This window comes from Mizugakiibacter sediminis (genome assembly GCF_000953855.2).
Taxonomy (GTDB): Bacteria; Pseudomonadota; Gammaproteobacteria; order Xanthomonadales; family Rhodanobacteraceae; genus Mizugakiibacter; species Mizugakiibacter sediminis.
Window position 1 is genome coordinate 71,775 of the sequence record NZ_DF970238.1, and the last position, 15,230, is coordinate 87,004.

The 15,230-nt window shown below is 65.9% G+C and carries 18 protein-coding genes and 1 tRNA gene; 3 read left to right on the top strand and 16 right to left on the bottom strand.

Annotated features, from left to right (window positions below; translation table 11 throughout):
* Window positions 1–145: 145 nt before the first annotated feature.
* The 13 genes from MBSD_RS11625 to MBSD_RS11685 all read right to left on the bottom strand — a co-directional run bounded on the left by MBSD_RS11625 (window position 146) and on the right by MBSD_RS11685 (window position 9,924).
* A complete protein-coding gene (locus MBSD_RS11625) occupies window positions 146–2,428 on the bottom strand; it encodes a phage/plasmid primase, P4 family (RefSeq protein ID WP_062537476.1) in 2,283 nt (760 codons plus the stop codon).
* On the bottom strand, window positions 2,421–3,020 hold the full coding sequence (locus MBSD_RS11630; RefSeq protein ID WP_062537477.1) for a sigma-70 family RNA polymerase sigma factor: 600 nt from the start codon (window positions 3,018–3,020) through the stop codon (window positions 2,421–2,423). Before MBSD_RS11630 ends, MBSD_RS11625 begins: the two co-directional genes overlap by 8 nt.
* Window positions 3,013–3,225: a helix-turn-helix domain-containing protein gene (locus tag MBSD_RS11635; RefSeq protein WP_062537478.1), complete on the bottom strand. Its 213-nt coding sequence runs from the start codon at window positions 3,223–3,225 to the stop codon at window positions 3,013–3,015. The genes MBSD_RS11630 and MBSD_RS11635 overlap by 8 nt, the downstream gene beginning before the upstream one ends.
* Window positions 3,222–3,959 carry a PD-(D/E)XK nuclease family protein gene (locus MBSD_RS11640; protein ID WP_062537479.1) on the bottom strand — a complete coding sequence of 246 codons (738 nt, stop codon included), beginning with the start codon at window positions 3,957–3,959 and terminating at the stop codon, window positions 3,222–3,224. Before MBSD_RS11640 ends, MBSD_RS11635 begins: the two co-directional genes overlap by 4 nt.
* A gap of 11 nt (window positions 3,960–3,970) precedes the next feature.
* Window positions 3,971–4,408: a DUF6511 domain-containing protein gene (locus MBSD_RS11645; protein WP_062537480.1), complete on the bottom strand. Its 438-nt coding sequence runs from the start codon at window positions 4,406–4,408 to the stop codon at window positions 3,971–3,973.
* A gap of 17 nt (window positions 4,409–4,425) precedes the next feature.
* Window positions 4,426–5,034: a hypothetical protein gene (locus MBSD_RS11650; RefSeq protein ID WP_062537481.1), complete on the bottom strand. Its 609-nt coding sequence runs from the start codon at window positions 5,032–5,034 to the stop codon at window positions 4,426–4,428.
* Between the two features lie 13 nt (window positions 5,035–5,047).
* Window positions 5,048–5,908 carry an ATP-binding protein gene (locus MBSD_RS11655; protein WP_062537482.1) on the bottom strand — a complete coding sequence of 287 codons (861 nt, stop codon included), beginning with the start codon at window positions 5,906–5,908 and terminating at the stop codon, window positions 5,048–5,050.
* Entirely contained in the window at window positions 5,908–6,666 is a 759-nt protein-coding gene (locus MBSD_RS11660) for a BRO-N domain-containing protein (protein ID WP_062537483.1), read from the bottom strand. The genes MBSD_RS11655 and MBSD_RS11660 overlap by 1 nt, the downstream gene beginning before the upstream one ends.
* Window positions 6,667–6,669: 3 nt before the next feature.
* Window positions 6,670–7,149: a hypothetical protein gene (locus MBSD_RS11665; protein WP_045667429.1), complete on the bottom strand. Its 480-nt coding sequence runs from the start codon at window positions 7,147–7,149 to the stop codon at window positions 6,670–6,672.
* Window positions 7,150–7,159: 10 nt separating this feature from the next.
* Window positions 7,160–7,471: a hypothetical protein gene (locus tag MBSD_RS11670; protein WP_045667428.1), complete on the bottom strand. Its 312-nt coding sequence runs from the start codon at window positions 7,469–7,471 to the stop codon at window positions 7,160–7,162.
* A 160-nt stretch (window positions 7,472–7,631) separates the two neighbouring features.
* On the bottom strand, window positions 7,632–8,108 hold the full coding sequence (locus tag MBSD_RS11675) for a hypothetical protein (RefSeq protein WP_045667427.1): 477 nt from the start codon (window positions 8,106–8,108) through the stop codon (window positions 7,632–7,634).
* A complete protein-coding gene (locus MBSD_RS11680; protein ID WP_062537484.1) occupies window positions 8,105–9,472 on the bottom strand; it encodes a recombinase family protein in 1,368 nt (455 codons plus the stop codon). The genes MBSD_RS11675 and MBSD_RS11680 overlap by 4 nt, the downstream gene beginning before the upstream one ends.
* Window positions 9,469–9,924: a DUF2924 domain-containing protein gene (locus MBSD_RS11685; protein ID WP_045667425.1), complete on the bottom strand. Its 456-nt coding sequence runs from the start codon at window positions 9,922–9,924 to the stop codon at window positions 9,469–9,471. Before MBSD_RS11685 ends, MBSD_RS11680 begins: the two co-directional genes overlap by 4 nt.
* A 385-nt stretch (window positions 9,925–10,309) precedes the next feature.
* Between MBSD_RS11685 and MBSD_RS11700 the strand changes: the two genes are divergently transcribed.
* From MBSD_RS11700 to MBSD_RS11710, 3 genes are read left to right on the top strand one after another with little or no spacing between them, the layout of a single operon-like run.
* Window positions 10,310–10,543 (top strand): LexA family protein, encoded by a 234-nt coding sequence (locus MBSD_RS11700; protein ID WP_045667424.1) that lies wholly within the window; start codon window positions 10,310–10,312, stop codon window positions 10,541–10,543.
* Window positions 10,544–10,576: 33 nt separating this feature from the next.
* Window positions 10,577–11,365: a hypothetical protein gene (locus MBSD_RS11705; RefSeq protein WP_045667423.1), complete on the top strand. Its 789-nt coding sequence runs from the start codon at window positions 10,577–10,579 to the stop codon at window positions 11,363–11,365.
* Complete coding sequence (locus tag MBSD_RS11710; protein WP_062537485.1) at window positions 11,355–13,472, top strand: 7-cyano-7-deazaguanine synthase; 2,118 nt, start codon at window positions 11,355–11,357, stop codon at window positions 13,470–13,472. Before MBSD_RS11705 ends, MBSD_RS11710 begins: the two co-directional genes overlap by 11 nt.
* Before the next feature lie 256 nt (window positions 13,473–13,728).
* On the opposite strand, the gene MBSD_RS11715 is transcribed toward MBSD_RS11710, so the two are convergent.
* From MBSD_RS11715 to MBSD_RS15525, 3 genes are all read right to left on the bottom strand, one after another.
* A tRNA-Ala gene (locus tag MBSD_RS11715) sits at window positions 13,729–13,804 on the bottom strand.
* A gap of 81 nt (window positions 13,805–13,885) precedes the next feature.
* Window positions 13,886–14,812: a homoserine kinase gene (locus MBSD_RS11720; RefSeq protein ID WP_062537486.1), complete on the bottom strand. Its 927-nt coding sequence runs from the start codon at window positions 14,810–14,812 to the stop codon at window positions 13,886–13,888.
* A 1-nt stretch (window position 14,813) separates the two neighbouring features.
* On the bottom strand, window positions 14,814–15,230 hold a 417-nt coding region (locus MBSD_RS15525; RefSeq protein ID WP_484502475.1), incomplete at its 5' end, for a ribonuclease D.

A 15,230-nucleotide genomic window follows, 5' to 3' on the forward strand; every position in this document is an offset into this window, starting at 1 on the left:
GTCATTGCTCCATTTCCGGTGGGTGAGTGACGGATTTGACGGGTTTGCCGGAAACTCTCCATGACGTGCGCGTGCGCGCACGCGTGAGAGGTAAACCAGCAGACCTGTCAAATCCGTCACTCGCCCCTGTGTTCATTGGGTTGGCTCAGTCGTCCCGATAGGGGTAGGCGTGGCTGTACGGCTTGGGGCGCAGGGCGATCCCCGCGATGCCGCGGGCGCCCCCGGTCAGCCGGCATTTCTCGAACTTGCGCGCCGCCATCAGCTCGGAGAAGCGCTTGACCGAGCCCACGTATTCGCCGGCCCGTTCGGCCCATTCGCGCCAGTCGGCGAACAGTTCGGACACGCCTTCGCGGTGGCTGTTGGCGAGCAGACAGCGCTCATCGATCCACTGCCCGAGCGCGTCCTCGGCTTCGAAGTACTCCTCCGTCGCCGATACGACACAGGCGGGCGGCTTCAAGCCCTCGCGCCTCCATTCGAGACAACCGGCGACGGCCCAGGCAAGGATGCCGTCGCGTTCGGCGAGCAGCTTCTCGGTCAGTCGGCCGTCGCGCTTCTCGGGCGGGATGGTCACCGTGAACGGGACGAGGTGCATGCGCCGCTTCATCGCTTCGTCGATGTTGCGGATGGCGGGCTTGTGGTTGCCGACGATCACCGGCTTGAACTGCGGCACGTACTCGAAGAAGTCCTGGCGCATGAAGCGCGCGGAGATCTTGTCGCCGCCGGTGATCGCCTTGACCTTGGACTCGTTCCAACGCCGTCCCTGTTCGGTTTCGATGGCCGTCACGAAGCGGGCGCCGCGCAGTCCGGCGAGATCGGTCGGATGGCGGTCGCCGCGCGTCTCGACGAAGGTGTCCATCGGCGCGGTGGAGGCGTAGTCGCCGAGGAGGGTAGCGACCACGTTGGCGAACACGCTCTTGCCGTTGGCGCCGGTGCCGTACAGGAAGAACAGCGCGTGCGCACTGGTCACGCCGGTCAGGCAGTAGCCGACCATTCGTTGCAGGTAGGACTGCAACTCGGCGTCGCCACCGGTGATGTCGGACAGGAAGGACGTCCATCGCGAACATTCGCCCGCCGGCGTGGCCGTGGTGATCTTGGTCATCCGGTCGGCGCGCTCGTGCGGGCGTATCCGGCCTGTCCTGAGATCGACCACGCCGCCCGGCGTGTTGAGCAGCCAGGGATCGGCGTCCCACTCGTCGGTGGTCGCCGCGTGCCGGCGGTCTGCGCGCGCCAGCCGCTCGACGCCGCCGACCGTGCCGGAGCTGGCCAATTTGGCGGCGACCTTGGGGTTGTCGGCGCGCACGGCCGCCTGGCGGCAGACGCTGCGGATCAGGTCGGTCGCCGCCAGCGTGTCCTCGGCGCGCCAGCGTTGTCCGTCCCATACCAGCCAGCGGCCCCACGCGGCGACGTAGCGCCAGTCGCGGTGGTAGCGCCGCGTGAAGGACAGCGCCAGCGCGTCCTCGGTGCCCCACACCGACTCGTCGCTGCTGACGACTGGATCAACGTCATCGGCGACGTCGTGCATTTGCAGGCGCGGGCCGTGAGTGAGGAAGGTGGCGACGTCGAAGCCCTCGGCGATGGCATCAAACGCGTCCCAGCCCTCGGCGGCTTCTTCGGGCGGGTACAAGATGTGGCAGGACTTGGCGCCAGTCGACAGCAGCGCCTGTGCCGCCTGCGTGGCGTACTCCCAGCCCGGCTTGTCACGGTCTGGCCAGATCAGCACCGCCTTGCCGGTCAATGGCGACCAGTCGGTCTTGTCGACCGGCGCGTTGGCGCCGTGCATGGCAGTGGTGGCATTGATGCCAGCGTCGATCAGCGCCTGCGCGCACTTCTCGCCCTCGACCAACACCACCTGCGCGGCGTCCTTCAGCCCCGGCTGGTTGTACAGCGGGCGCGGCTCGGGCGGGGCCATCTTGCGCCGCTTCGCATCCCAGGGCCGAAACTGTTTCTTCTGCCCAGGCGGGTCGTAGCGATAGACGACGGCGATGAGATGGCCCTCGGCATCGAGGTAGTCCCACTTCGCCGTGGCCGGCCCCAGCTCATCGACGGGCACTTCCTTTTTGCGGGACTTGCGCAGCGGTACAGAGCGCGAGCGTCCGAGCAGATCGGCGGCCGCATCGAGCACCCGAGGAAAGTCGCTCAGTACGTCGATACCGAGGTGCGCGGCGATCAGTGCATAGATGTCGCCGCCATCGCCAGTGGCGCGATCTGTCCACAGACCGGCCTTGTCGCCATCGAGCACGACTTCGAGGCTGTCGCCGGGACTGCCGAGGATGTCGCCGATCAGGAAACGCCCTCGGCGCTTCTTGCCGGCCGGAAACAGCGTGAACAGCACAGATTCCAGGCGCACCAGCAGCTCGGCGCGGATCGCTTCGCGTTCGGCGCCGAGGTCTCGAGGAGGGGGCGTTTGCGCGTCGTTGAAGTCAAGCATCCGCAGCTCCTCCGATCACGTCAGCGATGCCGGCCAGATCACGCGGGATGCGCGATTCGTGGCGCAGCTTGCGCATGGCCTTGACCTCGATCTGGCGGACACGCTCGCGTGTGACCGCCATCTTTTCGGCAATCTCGTCAAGCGAGGCATCGGCAAAGAACCGTTCGCGGATCACGCGGGCCTCACGCGGTGTCAGCGAGTCGATGGCGCTCTGAAGAATGCGGCCTGCCTGCGCGTGGCTGGCCAGCCGCAGCGGGTCGTCTACGGTATATGTGTCGCTGACCAGCGATTGCACGCTGCCCGCGTCCAGATCGACGCTGGAATAGTTCTGCTGCAGCGGCTGGAGCTGGGCGTCCGACCACAGATCGGAAGGGGATGCTTGCAGGAAGTCGCACAAGGCCCAGGCGCATTCCCGCAGCAGGCCATCCGGCGTCAGCGGTGAGCGCGTGAGATTGAGGTAGGGCAGCAGCGCCCCGCTGTAGCTGATGCCAACTGCATTGGCGAACTGAGCCCCCGGCCGGTGGCCCGCCTGTTCGATGGCGCGCAGCAACCGGGCATTGCGCACCGAGATACGGACACGGTAGTCACTCATGAGCGCCTCCCAGCGTGGCTGCCCATGCGATGAGCTCCGACATGCGGAAACGAACCATCCGGCCGACCCGGTAGTGCGGGATGCGCTTCGAGGCGCGGCACCGAGGCTTGGTGAAGTAGTACGCAGGCAGATTCAGCAGACTGGCGGCCTGGCGGGCGTCCACCATCGGTTCCGCCGCCGGAGGCTGCGGGTGGAAATGCTTCATGGTGTTACCCTCCAGCAGCGGTCTTGCCACGCGCACATCCGGCATTCGAAGTGGGTCGGGTCATGGAAGGCGCGCGGCAGCAGCTCGCCGGCTTCGGTCGCCGTGATGACCTTCACCGCCCGATCCGACATGCGCTGAGCGAGCGCTGCGTCAAAGGGCACGAGTTCGGCGTAGATCTCCATCGTGTCGGCGTTCACTGCAGTGAACAGCGCCGGGTGCTCGTGCAATTCGAGATAGGCTTGGTAGAGCGCCACTTGCGCGGCATAGATGGGCTTGGACGTGGCCAAGCCCTTTTTCTCCAGGTCGTTCCAGGACTTGTGGCTCAAGGCTTTGCACTCCCACAGCGCGGGATAGGCGAAGCCCTCCGGGCCACCGACGATGACGCCGTCGATGTGGCCTTGCAGACGGCCGTCCGCCGCCGCGAAGCCGAACTGCTCGCCGTCGTCCCGGCGTGTGCGAAGTTCGAAACCCGCCTCCAGCAACCAGCCCGCCATGCAGTCCTCGATGACGTGGCCGCGTTCGAAGATGCGCAGCATCCGGCCGCCGATCTCGCGACCCGTGTCGACCGGCGCGTCGGCGTACTCGTATTGCAGCGCGCGCTCGCAACTGGCGCCGAGACGCGAGGCGCCCAGGTAGGCGCGTCTGGGTTGCGTGGCGCGTGTCCGCTGCATGCCCAGATCGACCAGCGCGGTAAGCCGCCCGGAGAGGGACGAACTTGAATTGAAATCCAGCATCGCATCCCTCGCTAAAATGGAATGTCGTCGTCAAAATCGGCGAGCGGATCGCTCACCGGGTTCTCGAGGCCGCGCACCGGCGGGTACTTGCTCGCCTCGTGGTGCTCGACCATCGCCTCGCTGTAGCGGGTGACGATGGCGTCGATCACGGCGAGCGCCTCGGCTTCCGAGTAGGCGCCCAAGGGCTTGTCGAAACCGATGTGGCCGGCCGCCGCGCCGAAGGCCTTGAGGCAGGCGCGCCGCGCGCCCTGTTCAATGTCAGACACGCTCATCGCCAGCCCTCCCTTGCGGCCGTCCCGCCAGTTGCCGTACATCGCGGCGAACGCGTCCTGGCAACGGCGCGAGCAAAACACCCAGTCCATCGGATAGCGTCGCGGATCGGCCGCCTCGTAGCGGCCGTCCGTGAAGCCGTACCCGCGCGCCTGTCGCTTGCAGATCCAGCACTTCATCCACGTCGTCTCCTCCCTCACTGCGCCCAGGCGGGCTTGCCGGTGACGGGCGCGGCGCGGTGCTGGGCCGCAGGCGCGGGACGTGCGGCCGTGCCCGCTGCCGGCTGGGACGACCGGCTCGCTTGCCCCATCGCCTGCGCGTACTCGGGCGTGCCCGGCTCGACCGCGAGCTTGACCACATTGCGCAGCTCGCCCTTGGCGTCCTTCTCGACGTCGATGCGGCCGACGAATTCGAGGCCGTCGAGCTCGTGGAGACCCTGGATGCGACGGGCGGCCGTCGCCTGCGGGCTCATGTCCTGCGGGTGGACGTTGCGCGCCGAATTGAGCGCAGCGCGGACGAAGCTGCGGCCCATCTGACCCCAGGTCGGCCCCTTGGGGCTGTAGAGGCCGACGTTGCTCCACAGTTTGCGTTTCGCGTACTCGCCCTCCAGCACGACGAACTCGCAGGCGAGATAGACCGAGCCGGTGTCGAAGCTCTGGGTGGCGTAACCTCCGGTCCAGCCTTGGCTTGGGTCGTCGTAGCCGCCCGGCTTGATGGTCATGCGCAAGCGGGCGACGGTGCCCTTGGGGATGAGGTCGAAGTCGTGCTGCTGTTCGGCGTCGTTGAAATCGTTCCAGGTGGTCATGGTTTACTCCTGCTCAGCATTCGGTGGTTTGAGGGGCGGCGGCCGGGCGCGTGAAGTCGAGCCGCTCGGGCGCGGGGCGGGCGGGGCCGGCAATCTTCTGCATCAGGCGGCCGAGGTGCGGCTCCTCGATCGCGTCGAGGCGGCCGGAGCGGTCCTTGGCGGGGAAACCCCACGCGTTCAGCGTGTGGCAGACGAAGGCGCGGTAGCTCGAGCCGTCGTCGGCCTTCAGTTCGGCGAGCGTGATCACCTCGTCGACGATGCCGGGCAGTTCGAGGCCGGTCTTGGCGCCGTCGATCTGCAACTGCTGGATGCGGCGGTTGTAGTCGTCGAGCTTCTCCTCGAGGATGCCGACGAACCACACGTTCATGCCGCGCGTGTGCTGCAGGTGGGTGAGCCAGGCGATCATCTCCTGACCCATCAGGCCGTAAGCGCCCCGGCTGTCCGGCTTGCCGGTTTTCTCCGAGTAGGCCTGCGGCTGGCCCTTGCACCACTGCAGACAAAGCCGGCCGGCGACCGTGATCGAATCGACGAACAGGGTCTGGTACTTGGCGAGCTGGGTCGGATCACCGTAGCGGGCGCAGACGGCCTCAAAATGCGCCTGGCTGTACGGCTGGTCGTCGCGCAGCGCCGGGTTCGGTCCGCCGATGAACACGGCGAAGTCGCGGCACTCGGCCCAGGTGCGCGGCCGGATCGTGTCGCCGGCCCAGCCCTCGACGGCCAGATCGCCGGCCTCCAGATCGAAGAACAGGGTGGACGCGACATCGAGCGTCCACAGTTGCGAGGTCTTGCCGATGCCTGCCTTGCCGATCAGCACGCCCTTGACGCCGCGCTTCTCGGCCAGTCGCTGGTCGGCGGTGACGATGGGAAGTGCCATCACGCCACCTCCTTCAACTGCTCGGCGACCGCTGGATTCCACAGGATCTGGTAGCCGCTGTGCCCGTTGCGCGAGTACGGCATGGCCTCGGCCCAGGCTTCACCGGCCTTGGTCAGTTCCCATTCGTCGCGGTCGTTGCGGAACTGGAATCCGCTGGACGCCAGCAACTGGTTCGTGGCCTTGGCCGAGCGGTTCAGCAACTTGCCGAGCTGGGTCGCGTTGAGCGCGCAGACCGGCGCGTTGGCCGACGGCAGCGCGCGGCGCAGCACCTCGGTGCTGATGCCGGTGTTCTCCTGGATGCAGGTCAGCGTTGCCGCCGCCGCGATGCCCGGCTTGACCCCCGGCACTTTCGCCACGGCCTCGCCGATCAGCAGGATCGCCGACACGCGGTCGTGCGTCGGAGCAGGCAAGGCCGCCAGTGCGCCGGGAACGGCGTAGCTGCCCGTCTTGCGGATCGCCGGCAAGACCTCGTGCGTGACCCAGCGCTTGAAGCGCTTGGCCTCTGGCTTGCGGCTGCCCAGCACGAGGCTGTACAAGCCCGGCTCGTTGACGATGGTCATGTCCTGCTCGCCGCCAGGGGTCGGAATTGAATTCCGCCCCTTTTCGTCATCGTCCAGGCGGGCGACGGCCTTGTGGGTATCGGGCAGATGGAGCGCGGCACACACATCGGCCGCGACAAACCAGGGATCGCCCTGTGCATCCGTGGTCACACGGATGGGCAAGCCTTCGAAGGCGAATGGGATCAGTTGGGTGTTCATGGTTCAGTCCTCCGAGACCAGGGCCAGCCGGAACGACGGCTTGCCGGAATCCACGGTGCGAGCGGCGGCGAACTGCTGCTGCAAGGCAGGCGGCCAGTTCGTGAAGCGGGATTCGGAGACGGACAGCTTGATGTCGAGGTAGCCCTCGACCTTCTCGCCCGAAGCCACGATACGCTCGGCGATTTCGGCCAGTTGCTGCTGGTTCCAGCTGACCTTCTTGGGCAGCTCGAACTTGATGTGCAGCGGGCCATCGCTGATGTGAGCGGTGCCGAAATCGCGGCCGGATTCACGCAGCGCGGCGCGGGCCTGCTCGCCGTAACACTGCTCCAGCGCGGCATCGAACTTGTTGCGCGCCTTCTTCAGCCAGTCGATGGCCGCATCGAGGTTCTTGTCGATCTCGGCTTTCTGCGCGGGCGGCAGTGCGGCCAGTTGGCTGACGGACATCGCGGCGATGTCGGCGGGGAAGATGGTGAGTTCGTTCATGGTCATCTCCTCACGCCTGCACACGTTCGGACGTCGAGGCATAGACGTGGCGCTTCTCGTAATCGAGCACGCCGTTCTTGCCATCGAGGGGATAGGCCACCTTCTTCGAGAACTTGTTGAAGACCGGGCCCCGGCCGAGGCCGCGCCAGCGCGTCAGTGTCTTGGGGGACATGCCCCAGCGTTGGGCGAGTTCGGCTTCGGAGAGGAAGCGCCGCTCGGATAGCGCCGTGGATTCAGAAGTTGGCGTCGAACTGAAACCGACGCCGGGTTTGCGGTCCGGTGTGCCACCGACGCCGCCTGACAGTGCCAATTCATAGGCCATTGCCGTGCTCCTTTCCCGTTCAGGGATGGGGACGCGACCGGTGGCCAGTCCTGTACTGGCCGTTGACGCCGGTTCACGCCTTCATCGGGGAAGGCGCTACATCCGGCGTAGCAACAGCTACTTTTGGCGTAGCGGAAAAATTTTTTGCGCGGCCCCTCCGCTACCCGAGGGAGGCGATCAAACGACGTTGCTCATTCCAGTCCAAGGGCACCTTGGCCCGCAGGATGGCCTCCAGCGACACCGCCCGGGGCAGCCGTCCTTCGTAGGCGGCCTGGACGATGTCGGGGGCGAGAAGCGCCAGCCGCAGCAGGTCGTTCACCGTGGAGCGGTGGATGCCTTCGCGCTCGGCGATCTCGGTGCCGCTGGTCACCGTCCCGTTGTCGATCAGTTGCTGCCAGTAGATACCGCGCCCCAGTGCCTTGAGCAGCGGGCGATCCTGTTCGGGAGTGAGCACCGGCGTCGCGGTGACGGCGACCGGCTGGCTGACGCCCTCCGGTGCGACGATCACCTTCTTGACGCCCCGTTTCTTGAAATGGAGGGGAACGAAGGTGGTGATGCGCACCCCGCCTCCCTCCAGTGGGTGGCGGCGCTCGTGGGGTTTGCCATCGCTGATCAGCTTCTTGGATGAGCGGTTCATGACAGTGCCTCCAGCTCCAGCATCTCGCCGCCGATGCTGTCAGGACGCAGTTCCCCGGCCAGCTCCCGCCAGCCGGACTCGCGCCAGACGATGTCGACGCCGTCGGAGAGGAGCTGGACACGCTCGATCAGCAGATTGACCAGACGCACTTGCTCGGCGGGGAACAGTTGTTTCCAGACCTCGCCGAGACGGCGCATGGCCAGCACGGTGGTCGGTTCGTCGATCTCCGGGTACTGGCTGCGCACGGTGTTCCAGACTCCCTGAATGCTCTCGGGCGACTGCAGCGCGCCGATCAGCAGGTTCACCACCACTTCCTCGATCTGGTCGGCCGGGATCATGCCGGTGGCGCTGCTGCGGTAGCCGTAGCGGCTGTCGGCCTTGGGGATGTAGTAGCGGTACTTCTTGCCCGAGGGCTTCTTGCTGTAAGTGATGTGGTACTTGCCGCCGTCGGGGCCGTACATCAGCCCGCGCAGCAAGGCATCGGTCTTGTGGCGGGTTTGGGTCTTGCCCATCCGCTCGTAGGCATCCTCGGCCAGGATGCCCTGCACCCGATCCCACAGTTGGCGGGTGATGATCGGCTCGTGCTGCCCGGCAAACACCGTTCCCTTGTGGCGGATCTCGCCGACGTAGATCGGATTGCGCAGCAGCTTGGAGATGTACTTCTTGTCCATCGGCGTGCCGTTGCGCACGCGGCCGTCCTTGAGACGGTTGGGCTTGGTGGTCAGGCCTTCGAGGGCGAGTTCGCGGACGACGTCGGTGATCGAGCGCAGCTCGGTGAAGCGCGTGAAGATCCGCCGGATGATCTCGGCGTCCTTTTCCTCGATGACGAGCTTGCGGTCCTTGATCTCGTAGCCCAGCGGCGTGTAGCCGCCCATCCACAAGCCCTTGCGCTTGCTGGCGGCGATCTTGTCGCGGATGCGCTCGCCCGTGACCTCGCGCTCGAACTGGGCGAAGGACAGCAGGATGTTGAGCATCAGCCGTCCCATCGAGGTCGTGGTGTTGAATTGCTGGGTGACCGACACGAACGACACCTTGTGGCGCTCGAACACCTCCACCAGCTTGGCGAAGTCGGTCAGGCTGCGGGTCAGGCGGTCGATCTTGTAGACCACCACGATGTCGATCTGGTCGGCGACGATGTCGGCCAGCAGGCGCTTCAAGGCCGGGCGTTCCATGTTTCCGCCCGAGTAGCCGCCGTCGTCGTAGTCGTCGCCCACCGGCAGCCAGCCCTCGGCGCGCTGGCTCACGATGTAGGCCTGACCCGCCTCGCGCTGGGCGTCGAGCGAGTTGAACGACTGATCGAGACGCTCGTCCGTGGACACACGGGTGTAGACGGCGCAGCGTTTCTTGGTGACCACCGCTTTCATTTCCCACCCCGCTTGGTCTTGGTGATGCCGAAGAACAGCGGTCCCGACCATTGGGTGCCGGTGATGTGGCGCGCGACGCCAGACAGGCTTTTGAAGCGGCGGCCTTCATATTCGAAGCTGCCGTCGGCCTGCGCGGTCACGCGGTGCTCGCGGTTGTCGAATTCGCGCACCAGCACGGTGCCCGGCACCACCTGGACTTCGACGCCGCGCTGCGTCTTGATCTTCGATTGCGCTTCGCCGATGCGCGCCATCTGCGTCTGCACCTCGAGCTTGGTGCCCAGCGCTTCCTCCTGGATCTTGTAGGCGAGCCGACCTTCGACATAGTTCCGGTTGTGGTGCGGCGGGCGGCGCGGGAAATACTTGTCCCAAAGCGCCCACAACTCGCTCATGGGCAGTTTGGGCAGATTGGCGATCTGCGCCGCCAGGGACGGGCCGGTTGTCGATGCATTCATTGGCAAACTCCTTCTGTAGAGGGGTTTGTATGAACGCGCTCGGCTGCCGGGAAGCCAAGAGAAATCTCGCTGTCGCAGGGGCGGGTGGCATGCAGGCGGGCAATGGCGGCCGCAAGGATGGCTGCGGCCTCGCGCGCCCGGGCGCAGGGCGACATCAATTCGGGGAGTGTTTGTTCGACGGTCATATCGGTACCCAGTGAAATCATCAGACCGTCACGAAGAATATGCCCGAGCGGCGGTCGGAGTATCCCGTTTCAACCGGCATGAGCGGGGGGCGACGCACCTTCGGTCAGCAGCCGGTTCGGAGAGATTTCGCGCCGGGTCGCCTCCATTGACCTGATATTCATCAGGTCATATATTGCACGCGTCGGCCAGGAGCAAAGCCATGAGCAAGCGAAAGACCGAGGGGATTACGGAGCCGCAGGCCAGGACGTTGAGGGCGATCTGTCAGATCCTCGACAGCACAGGCCTGCCGCCCACCGTCAAGGAGCTGGCCGAGGCGCTGGGGATCAGCCACGCCAGCGCTCATGAACAGATCACACAGTTGGTGCGCAAGGGGTATGTGAGGAAGGAAGCAAAGAAGGCACGCAGCATCGTCGTGATCAAGCGCGACGATTGACGGCGATGCACTGATCTCTACGGGGGAAACAGGATGGGGCATGTTCGGCTCGGGGTTCTGCCAAGGACGAAGGAGTGGAAGGAGGTCGTCGGCCTGATCGCCGCCGGCGCCAACGTGTCTCAGATCGCCCAAGCCACCATCGCGGCGGCGGAAAAGGCTTTCTCCTTCGTCATGAAGGATGTCGGCTACACCGAGGCCGTCTGGCTGATGACGCAGATGGCGATTGCCGCCAAGAAGCCCGACATCCTCTTGCATCTCGCCGCGGCGGGCATCCATCTCCCCGCCGATCCCTCGCTCACCGATGTGACCACGGCAATCACCGAGGCGCTGGATCGGCGCGTAGAAGGCAACGGCAAGCGCTCCGATCTCGGCATGCTCGCCAACCGGGCCATCGTCGGTGCCGTCAACGATGTGCTCGCCCCCAAGCTGCATTCGCTGTTCTCTTCCGACCCGGACACGATGCGTGCGGCCTTGGCCGACTTGGGCAAGCCCCGGGAGTTCGGCGAGTTTTCACGGCACTTTTTCGCTCGGCTGGCCAACGAGGGTCTCCAGTATTTCCTGAGCAAGGTCGTCAACACCCAGCTCGGCGAGGGGATGCGTTTTGCCACGATGAATCAGGCCGCCGAATTCAATGCCGCACTGCAAATCCATACCCGGGAAGCCTCGCTCATCGTCGAGCAGTTTTCGAGCGAGTGGTTTTCCAAGCACCGCTTTCACGAGGGCGGCGACATCTCCAGAAAATCGTCGGACGGATTCGCGGGCTACGCGCTGAAGAAGATGAGGGACGAGTTGAAGATGGGAGCGAGTAGCGATGCAAGATAAGCGATACGTACTCTGCGGCAACGCATCCGCCAAAGGCATCAGCGAAGACCCCTCGCGAGATCTGCGGCTGCGGCTCTCTGGCAAGGCCGGGCACGGCAACATCACCCTGCGGATCGAAGACGTCCACACCAAAATGTTTCGTGGTGTGCCGCCGCTGTTCCACGACCTGCTTGAGATCGCCACCTACGTCTACAGCGCCGATCAGGTGGTCAGACGCGGCGCGGACGATGTCGATAGCTTCGGTGACGGCTGGCGGCGCGACCTGCATTTCGTGGTTCCGGTGCGCAATCCCGATTTCTGGAACAGCGCGGAGGTACAGGAGACGCTGTGCTCGACGCTAGGGTTTCTGTCCGACGATCAGTACGAGTTCGACTTCGTCAAACTCGACCAGGATCACCAGTTCCAGGAATACCTCGAGTTCAATGACACCCAGCAGATGTACGGGATGCCGGAGCAGGTGGTCATGTTTTCCGGGGGACTGGATTCCCTGGCCGGTGCCATCGATGAGGTTGTGAACCAGAAGCGGCGCGTGCTCTTGGTCACCCACAAGTCGACCTCCAAGCTCAACAAGCGACACCGCGTACTCGAAGAGATGCTGGCCGCGAAAGCAGGCGACAACGTACCGCACCGCATTACCGTTCGCGTCCACAAGACCAAAGAACTGAACCACGAGTACACCCAGCGCAGCCGGTCGTTCCTGTACGTCTCCATCGGCGCGACGATTGCTCGGATGCTCAATCTCAAGAGCGTCCGCTTTTACGAGAACGGCGTCATCAGCCTGAACCTCCCTGTGTGCGCTCAGGTGGTCGGTGGCCGTGCCACAAGGACAACGCACCCGAGAGTGATGAAAGGCTTCCAAGACCTGCTTTCATTGGTGGCAGGCGAGCCTTTCACCGTCGAGAACCCCTACATCTGGAAAACCAAGGCCGACGTTGTCAAGATCATCACCGACGCGGGCTGCCACGACTTGATCAAGCACTCGATGACCTGCACGCACACTTGGGAGATGACGAATCAGCACACCCATTGCGGCGGCTGCTCGCAGTGCATCGACCGGCGCTTCGCCATTCTCGCCGCCAAGGCCGATCAGCACGACCCGGTGGAGCACTACAAGGTCGACGTCTTCACCCAGAGCCGGGACAAAGGCGAGGACAAGATCATGGCCGCCGCCTACCTGGAGCGAGCCAACCAGGTGAAGAACCTGACGGACGTGACACAGTTCGTCAGCAGCTACCCCGACGTCGGTCGCGTACTCAAGTACCTGAACTACAGCAGCACCGGTCAGGCTGCGCAGCGGGTATTCGATCTCTACAAGCGGCACGCCGACGAGGTGACGGGAGCGCTCGACGAGCTCGGGCGGCGTTACTTCACCCAGATCCGGGAGCGCTCATTGCCCGGCGACTGTCTGCTGCGAACGGTCTACGAGTCCGCTTCGGTGAACTCGGTACCGGCGGTGATTTCGATGGAGAAGCAGCCGGAGAACTTCTTTCGCAAACGCGGTGCGGTCTGGGAGACGCGATTTCAGGGCCGCAACACCATCTGCCTGCTCAACGTCGACAAGGGCGCGGAGTACATCAACCTCCTGCTGGCGTTTCCGGATCGAGAGATGTCGGTCTATGAGATCGCTGTCGGAAATGCCGTCAATACAATTGAACAGCCTGCCGGCAGCGGCATCGCTCCGGAGGATATTGAAGATGGCTACCAAGTGACCCAGGGTATCCCCTTGGGGGACGCCGGAGACGTCGCGGACAGGCGTGCGCTGAACGAGTGCAAGCAGCAAGCGAGGGAACTGTTCGAGGAAATGGAAGAAGCGCGTGAACGTGGTGACCACGCCCGCATTGAGGAAATCGAGAAGGAGATGGCGGCCCTGGTCAAGTACATCGAGGGCGGCAAGGGCCTTGGCGGGCGACAGCGCAGGGTCGGAGACAAGCGCAAGAACGTCCGTGACGCCTTCCGCAACGCCGTCGACCGCGCCATCAGGCAGATCGAAAAGTACGACAAGCCCTTGGCAGAACACCTGAAGGCCAGCATCAAGTACGGCAACGAGGTGGTCTACCGGCCCGACATGGCAATCACCTGGGAGGTCCGGCCTATCGTGAACGGGTAGCCCGTTCGGGGTCGGGTCGCCAGCGTGCAGGCGGTTTGCCTGACGAACAAGTCGCCGGAAACCCGCGCCAGCGCTGGGGTGGGTGCGAAGTCCTCCTTCGCAGAAACAGAGAATGGGCGGGGACAGAGAACGGAAAACCGCCCGAAACCGGGCCATCCGGGGCGGCGGCGTCCGTCGCAGCAAGGCCGGAAACCGCGCCAACACTGGCATTCCGGGCAGAAAAAACCCAACCGATAAGGGTTGGGTTTTTGGTTATTGGTGGAGCGGAGGAGGATCGAACTCCCGACCTTCGCATTGCGAACGCGACGCTCTCCCAGCTGAGCTACCGCCCCACGTGCGTGAACCGCATCGCGCGGAGCGTGCCGCGCGAGCCGCGCATCTTACCAGCAGCCCGCGCGCGCCGCCAAGCCCCGTCAGGCGGCTTCCAGCACGCGCGCCGCCGGACCGGCGATCGGCGAGATCCAGGCGTCGCTGGCCAGGCCGGCGTCGGCGAAGGCAGCGCGCATCGCGGCGGCGCCGGCGTGCGCCGCGGCGGCATGCTCGAACCAGGCGAACAGGCTGGGGCCGGCGCCGGACAGGCTGCAGCCCATCGCGCCGGCGTCGCGCGCCGCCTGCTGCACGGCGGCGAAACCGGGCACCAGGTCGGCGCGGCGCGGTTCCGCCAGGGCGTCGGCCAGGCCGGCGCGCACCAGCGCGGCGTCGCCGCGCTGGCAGCCGGCCAGCACCAGGGCCAGGTTGGCGGTCTGCTCGATCACCGTCGCCAGGGCGAACGGCTCGCGCAGGCGTTCGCGCGCCACCCGGGTGAGCACGTGCGCGTGCGGATGCACCAGCACGCAGCGCCAGACCTCCGGCACCGCGATCGTTACCAGTCTGCCGCGCGCTGCCAGCACCAGTCCGCCGAGCAGCAAGGGGCCGACGTTGTCGCCGTTGCGTCCGCCGCTGGCCACCGTTTCGCCGGCCAGCGCGTGCTCGAACAGCGCCTCCGCCGGCAGCGGCGCGGGCAGCAGCGCGTTCGCCGCGACCACGGCGGCGACGGCGCTGGCCGCCGAGCCCGCCATGCCCGAAGCCAGCGGTATGCCTTTGCCGATCGAGACGGCGTAGCCGTGGCGCACATCGCACGCGACGCGCAGCGCCTGCAGCGCGGCGACCGCGGTGTTGCGCGCGTCGCGCGGCAGGTCGTCGACCACGCCGTGCACGTTCTCGACGACGACCTCGGGCGCATCGATGCGGCGCACGCGCACGGTGTCGCCGGGACCGTCGATGCTGTGGCCGAGGATGTCGAAGCCGACGGCGACGTTGCCGACGCAGGCGGGCGCGAAGGCGGTGGCGAAGGTCGGCATGTCAGTCCGGCAGCAGGGCGGCGAGGCGCGGTTCCAGCATCTCGCGGCGCCAGCCTTCCAGCAGGTCCGGCCAGGCGCGGGTGACGACGTATTCCTCGAGCGCGCGGCGCGGGCAGAGCAAGCCGCCGGGCAGGTCGAGTTCGGCGGCGAGCGCGTCGGTGGCCTGCTTCATCGCCGCCAGCGCGCGCTTGGCCGCGCCCTCGGGCGCGCCCGGCACCGCGGCGGTGGCTTCGATCTCGGCGGCGTCGAGCGGGCGTCGCAGCAATTCGAAAAGCTCGGCGCGCGGCGCCGAGCGCAGCGCGCGCTGGCCGCGCGTGCGCTCGTGCAGCTCGGCCAGCGTGCGCGGCGGTTGCTGGCTGAGCGAAAGCGCCTGCGCGTCGTCGAGCAGCCACGGGCGCGGCGCGTCCAGCGCGCGCGC